Annotated in this window: 13 protein-coding genes; 5 read left to right on the top strand and 8 right to left on the bottom strand. The window is 69.9% G+C overall.

All coding sequences use genetic code 11. The features are described from left to right. Positions 1–54: 54 nt before the first annotated feature. Positions 55–861, bottom strand: coding sequence for an ABC transporter permease (locus IEY81_RS13095; RefSeq protein ID WP_189118916.1), 807 nt, complete (start codon positions 859–861; stop codon positions 55–57). Further along, a complete protein-coding gene (locus IEY81_RS13090) occupies positions 858–1,874 on the bottom strand; it encodes an ATP-binding cassette domain-containing protein (protein WP_189118915.1) in 1,017 nt (338 codons plus the stop codon). Before IEY81_RS13090 ends, IEY81_RS13095 begins: the two co-directional genes overlap by 4 nt. Before the next feature lie 230 nt (positions 1,875–2,104). On the opposite strand from IEY81_RS13090, the gene IEY81_RS13085 reads away from it, so the two are divergent. Next, positions 2,105–3,061, top strand: a complete 957-nt coding sequence (locus IEY81_RS13085) for a helix-turn-helix transcriptional regulator (RefSeq protein ID WP_189118914.1) — start codon at positions 2,105–2,107, stop codon at positions 3,059–3,061. On the opposite strand, the gene IEY81_RS13080 is transcribed toward IEY81_RS13085, so the two are convergent. From IEY81_RS13080 to IEY81_RS13070, 3 genes are read right to left on the bottom strand one after another with little or no spacing between them, the layout of a single operon-like run. Continuing rightward, entirely contained in the window at positions 3,050–3,601 is a 552-nt protein-coding gene (locus IEY81_RS13080) for a GNAT family N-acetyltransferase (RefSeq protein WP_189118913.1), read from the bottom strand. The genes IEY81_RS13085 and IEY81_RS13080 overlap by 12 nt on opposite strands. Positions 3,602–3,643: 42 nt before the next feature. Next, positions 3,644–4,393: a serine hydrolase gene (locus IEY81_RS13075; protein WP_189118912.1), complete on the bottom strand. Its 750-nt coding sequence runs from the start codon at positions 4,391–4,393 to the stop codon at positions 3,644–3,646. Positions 4,394–4,416: 23 nt separating this feature from the next. Further along, positions 4,417–5,151, bottom strand: coding sequence for a hypothetical protein (locus IEY81_RS13070; protein ID WP_189118911.1), 735 nt, complete (start codon positions 5,149–5,151; stop codon positions 4,417–4,419). Between the two features lie 75 nt (positions 5,152–5,226). Between IEY81_RS13070 and IEY81_RS13065 the strand changes: the two genes are divergently transcribed. After that, the gene (locus tag IEY81_RS13065; protein WP_189118910.1) at positions 5,227–5,580 is read left to right on the top strand and encodes a sterol carrier family protein; all 354 of its coding nucleotides are present in this window, start codon (positions 5,227–5,229) and stop codon (positions 5,578–5,580) included. A gap of 395 nt (positions 5,581–5,975) precedes the next feature. Further along, positions 5,976–7,325 carry a dipeptidase gene (locus tag IEY81_RS13060; RefSeq protein WP_189118909.1) on the top strand — a complete coding sequence of 450 codons (1,350 nt, stop codon included), beginning with the start codon at positions 5,976–5,978 and terminating at the stop codon, positions 7,323–7,325. A gap of 21 nt (positions 7,326–7,346) precedes the next feature. Here the strand turns inward: IEY81_RS13060 and IEY81_RS13055 are convergent, their stop codons facing one another. The 3 genes from IEY81_RS13055 to IEY81_RS13045 form a co-directional block, all read right to left on the bottom strand. Next, positions 7,347–9,116: a GAF domain-containing sensor histidine kinase gene (locus tag IEY81_RS13055; protein WP_189118908.1), complete on the bottom strand. Its 1,770-nt coding sequence runs from the start codon at positions 9,114–9,116 to the stop codon at positions 7,347–7,349. Between the two features lie 171 nt (positions 9,117–9,287). After that, a complete protein-coding gene (locus IEY81_RS13050) occupies positions 9,288–11,132 on the bottom strand; it encodes a sensor histidine kinase (protein ID WP_189118907.1) in 1,845 nt (614 codons plus the stop codon). A gap of 61 nt (positions 11,133–11,193) precedes the next feature. Further along, a complete protein-coding gene (locus tag IEY81_RS13045) occupies positions 11,194–13,086 on the bottom strand; it encodes a GAF domain-containing sensor histidine kinase (RefSeq protein WP_189118906.1) in 1,893 nt (630 codons plus the stop codon). Positions 13,087–13,265: 179 nt separating this feature from the next. On the opposite strand from IEY81_RS13045, the gene purF reads away from it, so the two are divergent. Further along, positions 13,266–14,783, top strand: a complete 1,518-nt coding sequence (purF, locus tag IEY81_RS13040; protein ID WP_189118905.1) for an amidophosphoribosyltransferase — start codon at positions 13,266–13,268, stop codon at positions 14,781–14,783. Positions 14,784–14,797: 14 nt separating this feature from the next. Beyond that, a complete protein-coding gene (purM, locus tag IEY81_RS13035) occupies positions 14,798–15,874 on the top strand; it encodes a phosphoribosylformylglycinamidine cyclo-ligase (RefSeq protein ID WP_229787812.1) in 1,077 nt (358 codons plus the stop codon). Positions 15,875–15,905: the final 31 nt, after the last annotated feature.

Genomic DNA, 15,905 nt, shown 5'->3' with positions numbered 1-15,905 from the left:
AGTCTGTGAGCTGAAGTCCGGTTGAGCGCAAACCATTTCTTTACATTGGCTCCCTCAGCTGGACCGCTCCATCGTCCGTACGCCGACCAGGACTCCGGCCACCGCGACGGCCGCCGCCGCGACGAGACCGCCGGTGACGACATCGGCCGGGAACCGGCCGGCGAAGAGCGCGCGCTCCGCCTCCACGACGTACGTCATCGGGTTGATGTCGCTGAGGAACCGCAGCCAGCCGGGGGCGCCGTCGAGCGGGAGCAGGACGCCGGAGAGGAGCAGCAGCGGGAAGATCAGCATCTGCTGGACGGTCCAGAAGACCCAGTCCTGCTCCTTCGCGGCGGTGGCCAGGGCGAAGCTGAGCGCACCCAGGCCGATCGCGAACAGCGAGACGATGACGGCGCCGACCAGGACCCCGCCGAGATGCAGGTCGAAGCTGAACGGCGTGACCACGGCGAGGATGAGCGCCGTCTGGAACAGGACCGGCACGACCTCCTTCAGGGCCCGCCCGACCAGCAGGGACGGCCGGGAGAGGGGCGAGACCAGCAGCCGCTCGTGGGAGCCCGAGCGGATCTCGGCGGTCAGGTCGGCGCCGGTCATCGAGGCGCCCATCAGTGCGGTCATCACGACGATGCCGGGCACGAACCACTGCAGCGCGCTGCCGCTCTCGACGTCGGGGAGGAGGGGCGCGAAGAGGGCCAGGAAGACGAGCGGCTGCACCATCGCGAAGAGCATCGAGGCGGGCTGACGCAGCTTCGGGGTGAGCTCGCGGACGAGGACGGTCCAGGTGTCGGTGAGGAACCCGGTCGGCCGGCTCTTCGGCTGGGTCGTGCGTCGGGCCTGGGTGGTGGGGACGGTGATGGTGGTCATGCTGCTGCTCCTTCGGTCTGGGTGCCGGTGGTGGACTCGGCCGACTCGCGCAGGCTGCGGCCGGTCAGGTCGAGGAAGACGTCGTCGAGGGTGGGGGTGTGGACCTCCATCCGGGACGCGGGTGTGCCGTGGGCGGCCAGGTCGAGGGCCAGGGCTGGGGCGCTGTCGGCTCCGCGCGGGCTGCGGATCGAGACCTGCGTCCCCGTCCGCTCGACGAGGGTCGGACCGGCGAGGACCGACTCGGCACGGCCTGCCGCGACAGCGGCGTCCGCCTCGGTGGCGAAGCCGAGCCGCACCAGGTCACCGAGCCGCTCCTTGAGCCGCGTCGCGGTGTCGTCGGCGATCACCACTCCGTGGTCGACCACGATGACGCGGCCGGCGAGGGCGTCGGCCTCCTCGAGGTAGTGGGTGGTCAGCACGATCGTGGTGCCGTCCTCGTGCAGACGGCGGATCTGCTCCTGCAGGTTGGCCCGGTTCTGTGGGTCGAGGCCGGTCGACGGCTCGTCGAGGAAGAGCACCTCGGGGTGGTTGAACAGCCCGATCGCGATGTCGAGCCGCCGGCGCTGACCGCCGCTGAGCGTCTGGACCGGGCGGTCGGCGTGCTCCTGGAGGTCGAAGGCGGTGAGCAGCTCGTCGGTGCGCGTCTTCGCGGCGGCCCGGGGGATCCCGTGGGCGCGTGCCTGCGACATCAGCTCGTCCCGGCCGCGCTGCACGAAGGCGGCGGCGTTGCCCTGCCCGACGTAGCCGATCGATCGCCGGACGGCCCCGCGCGAGCGGACCACGTCGTGACCGGCGACCTCGGCAGTGCCGGAGGTCGGCGGGATGAGCGTGGTCAGCATCCGCAGCGTGGTCGACTTGCCCGCCCCGTTCGGGCCGAGGAAGGCGACCAGCTCCCCCTGCTGGATCTCGAGGTCGAGCCCGCGGACGGCCTCGACCGTCTTCTTGCCGCGCGTGAAGTGCCTGGTGAGCGCCTGAGTGCGGATCACCGGCCGCTGGTGGTTGTGGTTCGTCATGACTCCACTCTCCGAAGTCATCCGGTCAGTTCCTGGCCGCTTTCGAAAGTTTCCCGAAATCGACGGTTTAGAACTGCAGATACTGGGTAGGAGGGAGGGAGCGCGGCGGTGGTCGGCTCGAGGAGGGGGCGAGCCGACCACCGCGAGGGGGGCGCGCGACCGACTTCGCGCCCCATGTTGGCGCTCTATCAGGTCACGACCTGACCGCAATCCGGCCTAAGGTCGCAGTCATGAGCACAAGCGCCCGGATGCTGCAGCTGCTCTCCCTGCTGCAGACCCACCGGTTCTGGCCCGGCACGGAGCTGTCTGTGCGGCTCGAGGTCAGCGAACGTACGCTGCGCCGCGACATCGAGCGGCTGCGAGACCTGGGCTACGACGTGGACGCCACCCGCGGGGTCGCGGGCGGCTATCAGCTCCGGGCCGGCAACGCGCTGCCGCCGCTGCTGCTCGACGACGAGGAGGCGGTGGCCATCGCCGTCGGCCTGCGCACCGCCGCAGCCGGCATGATCGCCGGCATGGGCGACACCTCGGCCCAGGCGCTGGGCAAGGTCGTCGCGCTGATGCCGCCCCGGCTGCGCCGTCGGATGGATGCGGTCACCTCGCAGACCGACTCGCTGCCCTGGGGTGGCCGGGTGCCGTTGGACGCAGGCGTGCTCGGCGTCCTGGCCCAGGCCTGCCGCGACGACGAGGCGCTCACCTTCACCTACCGCGCGCCCGAGGCCGAGCCGACCCGGCGCCGCGTCGAACCGCACCGCCTGGTGAACCTCGGCAACCGCTGGTACCTCCTGGCCTACGACCGGGTCCGTCAGGACTGGCGCTCCTTCCGCGTCGACCGGGTCACCGATCCGACCACGACCGGCCAGCGCTTCCGCCCCCGCGACATCCCGGGCGGCGACGCCGCTGCCTACGTCCAGAAGGGGATCCGCTCCCGGGCGGCGACCTACGACATCAGCGTCTTCGTCCGCGTCGAGCCCGACGTGGTCGCCGGGCGGGTGGGCCGCTGGGGTGAGGTGGAGCCGGCCGAGGGTGGCTGCCGGATGCGGATGCAGGCCGACGACCTGGGCTGGCCGATGATGATCCTCGCCGGGATCGAGGCCGACTTCACCGTCGAGCAGCCCGCCGAGCTCGCCGAGATGGTGCAGCGGGCGGGGGAGCGGTTCGTACGCTCCGGCGCCTCATCCACCTGACCGGGAGAGCCACTCCTCGCTCAGCAGCCCGTAGACCACCAGGTCGCGGCGCTCGCCCGGGTAGGCCTGCGCGCCGCGCAGCGTGCCCTCGTGGGTGAAGCCGAGGCGCTCGGCGACAGCACGGCTGCGCTTGTTCATCACCGAGGTCTCGATGATCGCCCGGGCGATGTCGTACTCCTTGAAGAGCGTGTCCAGCAGCGCGGAGACGGCTCGGGTGACCAGCCCGCGGCCCTCGAACTCCTCGCCCAGCCAGTAGCCGATCGTGGCTGACTTCTCGTAGAGGTTGATCCGCGCGGTGGTGGCGCCGGCGACCTGGCCGTCCTGCCGGATGATGCACGGGACCGCCTCGCCCTTGACCCACTGGTTCAGCAGGTAGGTGCCGAAGCCGGCGACGCTCAGGATCGTCTGGTCGCTGTGGGCCCACGGCTCCCACTCACGCAGATGGTCGAGGTTGGCGTTGATGAGCTTGTGGACGGCGAAGTCGGTCGACCGGTCCCGCAGGACCATCTCCGCGCCGTTCCCGAGGTCGATGCTGAACAACTGGGCTCCTACCGTGCCGGACCGGGATTGGATCGTACGCCCTCAGTCCGCGCGCAGCGCGTCGATCAGCTGTGTCCCGTGGTCCCGCATCCGGGCCAGCACCGGCAGCACCTCGCCGTCGAAGCGGCAGATCACCGCGTACGCAGCACGTCGACCGCCGGTCTGGAGCAGCCCGACCTCCGCGCGGACGCCGTCGTCGGTGCCGGTCTTGCTCCAGACGCGCAGGTCCGCACCCGGGTCGGTGTGTGCCAGCGGGTCCAGGCCGAGCGCCGAGGAGACCATCGAGAGGTCGGTGGCCGGAGCCAGCCAGGAGAGGACGGTCGGGTGCGGCGTACGGAAGTAAGCTGCCCAGTCGGCGGCGCAGCCGGTGGAGAGCATCGGCGGGTCCTCGGGCGTGCGTACGTCCCGGACGGCGTCGTAGAGCATCGAGCCCCCGGGCGCGAGCCGCTTCGCGACCTCCTGGACCGGGGCGAGCCCGACCAGGTCGAGGAGCACGTTGGTGGCCAGGTTGTCCGAGACCGCTCCGACCAGCCGGGCACAGTCGTTCACGCTCAGCTCGGCGGCGTCGAGGTGCTGCCACAGCCCGCTGTCGGCGACCGGCTCGACGCTGTCGCGGCGCAGCATCCGCTGCCCGAGCGTCGGGTCGGCGTCGAGGAGCTCGGCCAGGTGGTGGAGCAGGAAGAGCTTCCCGACGCTGGCGGTCGGCAGCACGAGGTCCGGGGTGGACTCGATCAGGGTCTCGCCCGAGTCGGCGTCCACCGCGAGGATCGACCAGTCGGTGTGTGAGCTCATGCTCCGAGCCTAATGACGCATCACTAGGCGGACCGTTGCGAGGACTGCTCCTCGCGCAGCTGATCGACGACCTGGATCTTCTGCCAGATCTTGCGGTCGAGGTCGACGGTGAGGCTCTCCACCGTGCTGACCGTGTCCAGGACGACGTCGTCCTGGGAGTCCTCGGCGCACAGCGCGGCGGTCTTGCCGACCAGGCTGAGGAGCTCGGAGCAGTACTCCAGGTAGTGGACGAGGTCGTCGGCATCGAGGGTGAGCCGGACGCTCGCCGAGGTCGGGGTGAAGCCGGTGCGGAGCCACTCCGGGTCCTTGGTGAGCTGGTGCATGTCGATGATGTGGGCCAGCGATCGCAGCCGGTGGAGCACCTGCAGCGCGCGCGAGCGCAGCAGACGCTCGGGGATCGTATAGAGGAAGAAGATCGCGACCCCGGTGAAGATGAGGTCGTTGACCGTGCTCTCGAACAGCGGCAGCCACTGGGCGCCGCCCTTGAGGGTCGGGTCGCCGATCGCCGTCGCCAGGGCCCAGACGATCGCGACCAGCGTCAGCGCCAGGAACGCCACGATCACCGCCCGCGAGGCCGCCCGCGTCCACAGCAACCGCCGGCGGTGCCGCTCGCCCGACCCGGACGACTCCCTGATCAGGCCGATCAGCTCCTCGGTGACCTTCACCAGGCCCCGTTCCGGGAAGCGCGTCGCGATGCGTACGTGCAGCGCTTCCACGGTGGTCAGAACCTTCGCCGACTCGAGTCTCTCCAGTCCCACGGTCGGACCCTATCGGCTCGCTGGGGCGTAGGTGGACGAGTTCGCACACCTCGTCGCGACGGTAGGCTCGCCGCTGTGCCAGCACGACTCAAGCCCGCCCCGGCCGCCGAGGTCTCTGCAGCGCTCGAGCGCCTCACCGCGTCGGCCGAGAAGGCCGACCTTCGACTGCTCACCAAGCACTTCCTCGCCCTCCTGGAGCAGCGCGCCCCGGGCCGGAGCGTGGAGGTCCGCGTCCCGCCGTACGCCGCGGTGCAGTGCGTCGAGGGCGTCCGGCACACCCGGGGCACGCCGCCGGCAGTGATCGAGACCGACGCAGCCACCTGGATCGCGCTCGCCACGGGCGAGCTCACCTGGGCCGACGCCGTCGACCAGGCCCGAGTGAGGGCCTCCGGCGAGCGCACCGACCTCTCGGCGTACCTGCCCCTGTAGTCCCCTTCGCTGGTCGAGCCTGAGCCTCCGCTGGTCGAGTCGAGACCAACACGGTCCCCTGTCGCGCTCGAATCGACTGTGTTGGTCTCGACGCGCCTCCGCCCAGGGGCTCCGGCGGCTCGACCAGCGGGGGATCCGGAGGTCGAGCCTGTCGAGACCCCTCGAACGAAAGATCCCCAGCAGTTTGAGCCGCGAGGCCGTCTGAGCATCCGCTGGTCGAGCCGGGAGGCCGGCCACGACCGAGCGTGTCGAGACCAACACAGTCCATTCGCCGCTCGATGAAGCTGTGCTGGTTCCGACACGGCTCGGCCCAGAAGCTCCGGCGGCTCGACCAGCGGGGGTCGGCAGCGGACCGCGGACCTTCAGCGGCGACGGCCTGCTTGTAATCTCACCCCATGACCCTCTCCACCGAAGACATCAAATCTCGTGTAGACGACCTCTTCCCCGGGATCCGCAAGGACCTCGAGGAGCTGGTGCGGATCGAGTCCGTGAGCGCGGACCCCGCGAGGCTGAGCGAGGTCGAGAAGAGCGCGGAGAAGACCCGCGACCTCTTCGCGGCCGAGGGCTTCGAGGTGGAGATCGTGCGCGCCTTCGACGGTGCGCCGCCGGCGATCGTCGGCGAGAAGAAGGGGCCGGAGGGCGCCCCGACGGTGCTGCTCTACGCCCACCACGACGTGCAGCCGGAGAACGACCACGCCGACTGGGACACCCCGCCGTTCGAGCCCACCGAGGTGGGTGACCGGCTCTACGGTCGCGGCGCGGCCGACGACAAGGCCGGCATCGCCGCCCACATCGGTGCCGTCCGCGCGCTGGGCGACGACCTCCCGGTGACCGTCCGCCTCTTCATCGAGGGTGAGGAGGAGGTGGCTTCGGCGACCCTGCCGCAGCTGCTCGAGAAGTACCAGGACCGGCTGAAGGCCGACGTCATCGTCATCGCCGACTCCGGCAACTGGGACATCGGCGTCCCGGCGCTGACCACCTCGCTGCGCGGCCTCATCCGCGTCGACGTCGAGCTCCGCACCCTGGGCCACGCGGTCCACTCCGGCATGTGGGGCGGTCTGGCCCCCGACGCGATCATGGCGCTCGTACGCCTCCTCAACACCCTCTGGGACGAGGACGGCGCGCCCGCGGTCGAGGGGCTCGTCTCCGGTCCGGCCGCCGACGTCGACTACCCCGAGGACCGGCTCCGCGCCGAGTCCGGCGCCATCGACGGCCTGCACTGGGTCGGCAAGGGCAGCGCCGTCGAGCGGATGTGGACCCAGCCGGCGATCACCATCACCGGCCTGGACGCGCCCAAGGTCGACGGCGCCTCCAACACCCTCTCGCCCGCGGCCCGCGCCAAGGTGACCATCCGGATCGCCCCGGGCGACACCGGTGAGAACGCCGTCGCCGCCCTCACCAAGCACCTGGAGAAGCACGTCCCGTGGGGCGCCCAGCTGGCCACCAAGGTCGTCGACACCGGTGAGCCGATCGCCCTGGACGCGACCGGCCCGGCCTACGACGCGGCTCGCGCCGCCTTCACCGAGGCCTGGGACGGCACCGCCCCGATCGACATGGGCGTGGGCGGCTCGATCCCGTTCATCGCGGAGTTCCTCGAGGCGTTCCCGCAGGCGAGCGTGCTGGTCACCGGCGTCGAGGACCCCGACACCCGCGCCCACGGCGCCAACGAGGGTCTCCACCTCGCCGAGTTCCGGCGCGTCGTCGTCGCCGAGGCGCTGTTGCTTCAGAAGCTCGGTAGCCGCTGACCGCGACCGGCACCCGGGTGGTTACGCGCTGTACATCGTGAGCACGACCCGGGTGCCCTCGCCCGGGCTGGAGTCGAGCTCGACCAGCCCGTTGTGGCGGTTGGTGATGATCTGATCGACCAGCGTCAGGCCGAGACCGGCCCCGCGTGAACCGCCCAGCGCGGAGTTGGAGCCCCGGAAGAACGGCTTGAAGACCTCTTCCTGCTCCTCGTCGGAGATGCCGACGCCGGTGTCGGCGATGATGATCGTGACCTCGGCGCCGGCGCTGTAGAGCATCACCTGCACCCGCGAGCCCCGGTAGCTGTAGGTCAGCGCGTTCTTCACCAGGTGGAGGAAGGCGGCGCGCAGCTCGCGCGGGTCGGCGACGACGTACGCCGGCCCGGTAGGGGTCGTCAGGACGCACTCGATGTCCTTCTGAGCGGCGTCGGGATCGAGCTCGTCGAGCACGTCGTGAAGCATCTCGGAGACCTCGATGGTGGTCTCGCCCGGAGCGTTTGCTGGGTCGCGGATCCGGGAGAGCAGCAGCAGGTCGCTGACGATGCCCTCGATCTGGGCGCTGCGTACGGTGAGCGTCTCCACCTGCACGATCCACGGCAGCGTGTTGGGCTTCTCCGCACCCAGCGCGTTGAGCGAGGTGCCGAGCGCGTTGACCGGGATGCGAAGCTCGCGCGCGACCGCCTCGATGAGCCGGTTGCGCTCGCGGTCGGCGTCGGCGAGCTGCTGGGCGAGGTCGCGCTCCTGGGTGTAGGCGTTGGCGGTGAGCACTATCCGGCCGAAGTCACGGCCCAGCTCCATCGCCAGGCGACCCTCCGCGTCGGTCCAGCTGGGCCTGCCGGGGGAGCGCAGGAGGACGATGTGGCCGAGCCACTCGTGGTCGGCGCCCACCGGCACGACCAGCGCGCTGTCGGCGCCCAGGGTCTCGAAGAACTTCTCGGCGACGGCCGCCTGCTCGCTCCACTCCGCGGACTCCACGATCTGCTGGCGGCTCATGATCGAGTAGGTGCCCTCGGCCCAGTAGCGGGACGAGTTGCGTGAGGTGAGCGAAGCCAGGCCCGGGTCGGGGTCCCAGTTGAGGCCCGGGGTCGCGTGCACGACCATCTCGTTGTGGGGTCCCTTGGTCGCCATCCAGATGCCGTCGGCGCCCAGACCGCGGATCAGCGAGTCGTGGCTGGCGTCGAGCACGTCGGCGAGGCTGAGCTTGGAACTGGCGTCGCGCAGGAACTCCTTGGCGGTCTCCAGGTTGGCGGCGCGCTCGTAGAGGCGCTCGCGCTCGAGATAGCCGAGCACGACCCGCTGGGCACGCTTCGCGAACCGGTTGAGCACACGCCGCTGGGTGAAGTCGGGACGACGACCGCTGATCGGCATGTCGACGGAGAGACAGCCCTTGATCGACCCGTCCTCGCCGATGATCGGCGCGAGCAGCATGTCGTGGGGGTGCCAGGCGTCGGGGGCGTCGATCATGTTGGTCGTCGAGACCCAGCTGCCCTCGTGGAGATTGACCCGCTCGTGCGGGATGAACCGCCAGGCGCCCCAGTTCTCCCCGCGGGAGAGGTTGCCCTGCATGTCGGAGAGGGGCCATCGGGTGCCGAGGATCTCCTCGGCGGTCTCGCGCTGGCCGTGAGCGTTCAGGCCGCTGGTGAAGCCGTGGACGGCGACCATCTCCACCTCGTCACCGCGGACGACGTTGATCGCGGCGATGCCGAAGCCGAGCAGCTCGCAGATGCCCTCGGCGATCATCTGCAGAGCAGGGTCCACCGGCAGCGACGTCTTGCTCGGCGTGCTCTGCGGCACGTCGATCGCATCGACTGACTGTGGTGGGGGCATCCTTGCTCTCGATTAGGTCGGTCAGGGGGTGTTGCAACGTCGTGGCAGTCCTGAGGACCTGGGCACCACGGAGTGTTGCACGAAACACGCATCCTGTGCAGGCGTAGGCCACCGTCTCGACCAGATTGTGACGTTCGGTTAACCGAGCGAGGCCGCGTCGTTGGACAGCGGGAGCACCATCGAGACCCGGGTGCCGGTGCCGGGCTCGGAGCGCAGCGTCACGCGGCCGTCGTGGCGTTTGGCGACCCGGTCGACGATGCTGAGCCCCAGCCCGACACCCTTCCGGCCGCCGATCGCCTGGCTGGTGCCGCGGTAGAACTCGTGGAAGACCTGGCGCTGCTCGCCCGCCGGGATGCCGACACCGTTGTCGGTCACCGAGATCGCCGCCTCGCTCGCGCTCTCCACGATGTAGAGCCGCACGTGGCCACCGCGGTGGGTGTAGACCAGCGCGTTGTCGACCAGCCGCAGGATCGCCGCCTTGATCTCGCTGCGGTCGCCGAGCACGTGGACACCGTGGTTCGGCACGTCGATGGTCACCTCGATGCCACGCTTCTCCGCCTCGTACGTCCTCTGCTCGAAGATCTCCTGCAGCAGCGAGGTCAGGTCGACGACCGCCAGGGTCGGGCGCGAGGACGGGTCGGAGAAGCGGGAGAAGAGGAGCAGGTCGTCGACCATCGCGACCAGCTGGTCGGACCTGCTGATCAGGTTGCCGACCTGCTGGAACCAGGTGGTCGAGCCGCGGTCCTCGTGGCGGATCGCGTCGATGCCGGTGGTGAGAGCGGTGAGCGGGTTGTGCAGCTCCTGGGCGACCGACTCGATCAGCCGGCTGTGCACCTTGTCGGCGGTCGCGAGCCGCTGGGCGAGGTCGCGCTCCTGGGTGTAGGCGTTGGAGGTGAGCACGATGCGGCCGAAGTCGCGGCCGAACTCCATCGCGAGGCGTCCCTCGGCGTCGGTCCAGCGGGGTCGTCCCGCCCCACGCAGCAGCACCAGGTGACCCAGCGCGGTGGTCTCGACGCCGATCGGCACGACCAGGAGCGAGTCGGCCTCGACGGCGTCGAGGAAGTCGATGCCGAGCTGCGCGAACTTGCGCTGGTCCGGACTCTTGTCGTGGAGGATCGTGTGGCGGAGGATGTCGCGGTTGATGATGCGGTGCAGACCCTCGTTCCACAGCCGGGTGCTCTGGTAGGACTGTATGCCCGTGCCGGCGTAGTCGTCGGCGCTCCACCGCAGGCCGGGCGAGGCGTACCAGACGTTGCCGCCCATGCCGTCCCGCGCCTGCACGTAGAGGCCGTCCGCGTCGAGACCTCGGCTCATCGCCTCCTGGGTCGCCTCGAGCACCGCGGTGAACCCGAGCTGGGAGTTGGCCTCGCGCAGGAAGCTCTGCGCCTCGAGGAGGTTGTTGGCCCGCTCCTCGAGGTATTCGCGCTGCAGGGTCAGCAGCACGGCGCGCCGCGCCTGTCGGGCGAAGCGGTTGAGGATCCGCTGCTGTCGGCGACCAGGCCGGCGGCCGTTGGTAGGGCGGTCGATCGAGAGCACGCCGACGAGCTCGCCGGCGTCGTCGTAGAAGGGGGCCAGCAGCTCGTCGAGCCGGTGCCAGTCCTGGGACCCCTTCATGATGTCCTCGTCGGTGTCGGCGACCCAGTAGCCCTCCGCCTCACCGATGGTGTTGCGCTCGTGGGGGATGAACTTGATGTCACCCCAGTCCAGCGACATCTCCAGGAGCTCGGTGACGACCGAGACCGGGAACCGGGTGCCGAGCATCTCGGCGACGGTCATCTCGCCCTCGACGGTGTGGCCGGTCTCGTCACCGTAGGCAGCGACGATCTCGAACTCGTCGCCACGACGGATGTTGATGACCGCGGCCCCGAAGCCGACCAGCTCGGTGACGCCTTCGGCGATGAGCTGCAGACCCGGGTCAGGGGTCGGGTACGCCTCGGAGGCGCCGTCTGGCACGTCCGGTTCCCGTGAGGGCGTACTGGTCATGAGCTCTCCGCCGAGATGAAAAAATGCGACCCGTTACCGGTGCCTGGTCGAACAATCTTCGTCAAACAATGGGAAGCGTCACACGGAACGTGCTTCCCTCGCCAGGTGTCGAGTCAACTGATATCAGTCCACCACGTCGGCTGATGATGCGCGACACGATCGTCAGACCAAGTCCGGTGCCAGGTTGTTTGAGGGCGGTGGGGTTGGTGGAGCGGAAGAACTCGGTGAAGAGGCGTTCCTGGTCCTCGGGCGAGATGCCGAGACCCTGGTCGGTCACCCGGAGCTCGAACCAGCCGGGGCTGGTGCGCGTGCTCACGATGACCTGACCGCCCTCGGGGCTGTACTTGATCGCGTTGGTGACCAGGTTGATCACGACCCGGTCGAGGTCGCCCGGCGCCATCGTCACCCGGACGTCGTCGTCCGGCATCTCGAAGACGAGCTCGTGGGTGTCGTTGCTGGGCATCTCGGCGAGGAGCTCCTTGTGGACCTCCTCCAGCACCTGCGAGACCTGGATCGGCACCGTGTTGGGCAGATGGTCGGGATCGGAGACCTTCGAGAGCATCGCCAAGTCGGCGACGATCTTCTCGGTGCGGTCACGGTTGCGGGTGAGCGCCGAGAGGACCTCGGAGTACTCCTCCTCGGACTCCGCGTAGGGCAACGACTCGATGTTCCACCGGAACGCCGAGAGCGGGTTCTTCAGCTCGTGGGCGACCGTCGCGATCAGCCGGCTCTTGTGGGCCTCGAGCTCGCGCAGCGAGTCGACCGCCGCCTTCTGGCGCAGGTAGGCGCGCGAGTTGTGGACCACGCGGCCGAAGTCGCGGCCGAGGTCGGCCGCGGTGATCAGCTCGAGCTCGCTCCAGTGGGGCTTGTCGGGGCCGCGGCCGAGGATCATCGCGCCGTACCACGTCTGGCCGGACCCGATCGGTACGCCGACGAGCGAGCCGATCTTGTGGTGGCGCACCCACTCGGTCATCAGCCGCTGCGCCTCGGGATCGGGGTGGGGCAGCCGCTCGGGGCCGTCGGGGGTCTGCACGGTGATGCTGCGCTGCTCCCACAGGTAGCGGCCGTAGTCGACCATGAACTGCAGGTTTGTCAGGTCCTCGATCGGGAGCTTGAAGTCCTCGCGGTAGACCTTGGTGCGGATGCCGCGGCCGCTGGGGCGGGACATGTGCAGCCAGAAGTCGGTCAGGTCGAGCACGTCGACCAGCCCGGTGCTCAGCGAGTTGAGGATCTCGTCGGGGTCGAGCTCGCGCCCGGCGCGGCGGATCACGTCGCGGGCGGCCTCGGCGAGGCGTACCTGCTCGGAGAGCTCCTCGCGCTCCAGGGCGAGCAGGATCGCGCGCTGGGCCTGCACCGCGTGACGACCCAGGACGGCGCGCTTGTCGCGGCTGGGCCGCAGGCCGTCGGTCGGGATGTCGACCATCAGGGTGCCGCGGAGCCTGCCGCTGTCGTCACGCAGGGGCGCGACCAGGAGGTCGAGCGGGTTCCAGGCGCCGGCGGCGCCGGAGGACTCCATCGACGGCACCCAGCCGTACGCGTCGGCGGGCGACTTCAGCCGCTCGGCCGGCACGAACTTGAAGATGCCCCAGTCGTCCGCGCGCGCGAGGTCGGCCTCGAGCTGCTCGATCGGGGTGACGGTGCCGAGCAGGTCGGCGCGGGCGGAGTCCTGGCCGGAGACGACCACCATGTGCAGGTGGCCGTCGGCGCGGGCGACGCTGATCGTGGCCATCTCGAAGCCGGCCAGCGCGGTCAGGCTGTCGGCGATCAGCTGGAGGTCGGAGAGATCCTCACCCGGGGTGAGCAGGCCTCCGATCTCGGCCAGATCCGTGGTGATCGTCGTCATCGTCGTGGTGAGGTCGCTTCTGGCGCGCTTCCCGCCCAACGGTGGTGGGGCGAAACCCGGCGGCACCGTCAGTCGGTGCCCGCCGGCAGGCTTGGGCGCTGGAGAAGTCATCGGGGCGATTATCCGGGAATCCGGTCCCGGGCGGTAGGGCAGACGTGGATAGTTCTTTGCATTCATGATCCCCAGACGTTCATGTTTCCACTTTCGCAGGGCGGTCAAGGGTTCGGAGATCGTCAGAGTCGGCCCTTACACTCGGTGCCGTGGTCAACCTCACCAGCTCAGGTAGGCACGTGTCCCGACGCAAGGGCGGCGACGGCCGGCTCACCGCCGCCCTCGACCCCCACGACCAGGGTCCCCAGGACCACTGTGGAGTCTTCGGTGTGTGGGCACCGGGCGAGGACGTCGCCAAGCTGACGTACTTCGGCCTGTACGCCCTCCAGCACCGCGGCCAGGAGTCGGCGGGTATCGCGGTCAGCAACGGTCGGCAGATCCTGGTCTACAAGGACATGGGTCTGGTCAGTCAGGTCTTCGACGAGCCGACCCTCGAGTCGCTCAAGGGCCACGTCGCCGTCGGTCACGCCCGTTACTCCACCACCGGTGCCTCGGTGTGGGAGAACGCGCAGCCGATCTTCAAGCCCACCCCGGACGGCTCGGTCGCCCTGGGCCACAACGGCAACCTGATCAACGTCTCCGAGATGCGCTCGGCCGTCGAGGAGCTCCCTGAGCACTCCGAGGGCAAGCACGCGCCGGTGTCGACCAACGACACCTCGCTGCTGACCGAGCTGCTCGCCTACCACCCCGACTCCTCGCTGGAGGCGCGTGCGCTGGAGGTGCTGCCGACGATCCGCGGCGCCTTCTCGCTGGTGTGGATGAACGAGGACACGCTCTTCGCCGCCCGCGACCCGCAGGGCATCCGCCCGCTGGTGCTGGGCCGTCTCGACCGCGGCTGGGTGATCGCCTCGGAGGACTCCGCGCTGGCCACCGTCGGCGCGAGCGTCGTCCGCGAGGTCGAGCCCGGCGAGATGATCATCATCGACGAGTCCGGCCTGCGCTCGGCGCGCTTCGCCGAGGCCGACCGCAAGGGCTGCGTCTTCGAGTACGTCTACCTGGCCCGCCCCGATGCCAACATCGCCGGCCGCAACGTGCACGAGTCCCGCGTCCAGATGGGGCGCGAGCTCGCTCGTGAATACCCGGTCGAGGCCGACCTGGTCATCCCGGTGCCCGAGTCCGGCATCCCCGCCGCGACCGGCTACGCGCTGGAGAGCGGCCTGCCCTTCGGCCAGGCGTTCGTGAAGAACTCCTACGTCGGCCGCACCTTCATCCAGCCGTCCCAGACGCTGCGCCAGCTCGGCATCCGGCTCAAGCTCAACGTGCTCGAGCACATGGTGCGCGGCAAGAAGATCGTCGTCGTCGACGACTCGATCGTGCGCGGCAACACCCAGCGTGCGCAGGTGCGGATGCTGCGCGAGGCGGGTGCGCTGGAGGTCCACGTACGCATCTCCAGCCCGCCTGTGAAGTGGCCGTGCTTCTACGGCATCGACTTCGCGACCCGCGCCGAGCTGATCGCCAATGGCCTCGACGTCGAGGAGATCGCCTCCTCCGTCGGTGCCGACTCGCTGGGCTACATCTCGCTCGACGGGATGATCTCGGCGACCGACCAGGACCCCTCCACGCTGTGCACCGCCTGCTTCACCGGTGAGTACCCCGTGGAGCTGCCCGACCAGAGCATGCTCGGCAAGCACCTCCTCGAGGTCTCGCTGCAGTCCCCGACCGCGGGCAAGGCCCTGCCGGTCCTGAACAACCCGTGATCGGAGATCCACCAGTGAGCCAGACCCCCGAAACCGCCTCGGCCAACGCTTACGCCGCAGCAGGTGTCGACATCCACGCCGGTGACCGCGCCGTGGATCTGATGAAGGTCTGGATCGAGAAGTCCCGACGCCCTGAGGTGCTCGGCGGGGTCGGCGGCTTCGCCGGTCTCTTCGACGCTTCGGCCCTGAAGGCCTACGAGCGCCCGCTGCTGGCCACCTCCACCGACGGTGTCGGCACCAAGGTCGCGATCGCGCAGGCGATGGACAAGCACGACACGATCGGCTTCGACCTGGTCGGCATGGTCGTCGACGACCTCGTCGTCTGCGGCGCCGAGCCGCTCTTCATGACCGACTACATCGCCACCGGCAAGGTCGTCCCCGAACGGGTCGCCGCGATCGTCAAGGGCATCGCCGAGGCCTGCGTCGAGGCCGGCTGCGCGCTGGTCGGCGGCGAGACCGCCGAGCACCCGGGCCTGCTGGCCGCCGACGAGTACGACGTGGCCGGCGCCGCCACCGGCGTCGTCGAGGCCGACGGCCTGCTCGGCTCCGACCGGGTCGAGGCCGGCGACGTCGTCCTCGCGATGGAGGCCTCCGGCCTGCACTCCAACGGCTACTCCCTGGTCCGCCACGTGCTGCTCAACTCCGGCGCCTACACGCTCGACCAGCAGGTCTCCGAGCTCGGCCACACTCTCGGCGAGGAGCTCCTCACCCCGACCCGCGTCTACGCCAAGGCCTGCCTCGAGCTGGCACGCGGGACGAAGACCCACGCGATGTCCCACGTCACCGGTGGCGGCCTGGCCGCGAACCTGGAGCGGGTCATGCCGGCCGAGCTCTCCGCCCGCATCGACCGCACCACCTGGACCCCGTCCCCGATCTTCGACCTGGTCCGCCGCACCGGCTCCATCGACCTGCCCGACCTGGAGATGACCCTCAACTGCGGCGTCGGCATGGTCGCCCTGATCGCCCCCGACGACGTCGACGAGGCCGTCCGCATCCTCGCCGGCTACGACATCCGCGCCTGGGCCGCTGGTGAGGTCACCGACGCTCCTGGCGGCAAGGTCGAGCTCACCGGGGCGTACGCGGGCTGGTGAGGTTGGGCCCGCTGGGGCCCAGGCCAGGGAT

This window comes from Nocardioides luteus, from assembly GCF_014648595.1.
Classification (GTDB): domain Bacteria; phylum Actinomycetota; class Actinomycetes; order Propionibacteriales; family Nocardioidaceae; genus Nocardioides; species Nocardioides luteus.
Note: the sequence above shows the minus strand (reverse complement) of the source record. Positions and strands in the feature narration are given on the sequence as shown.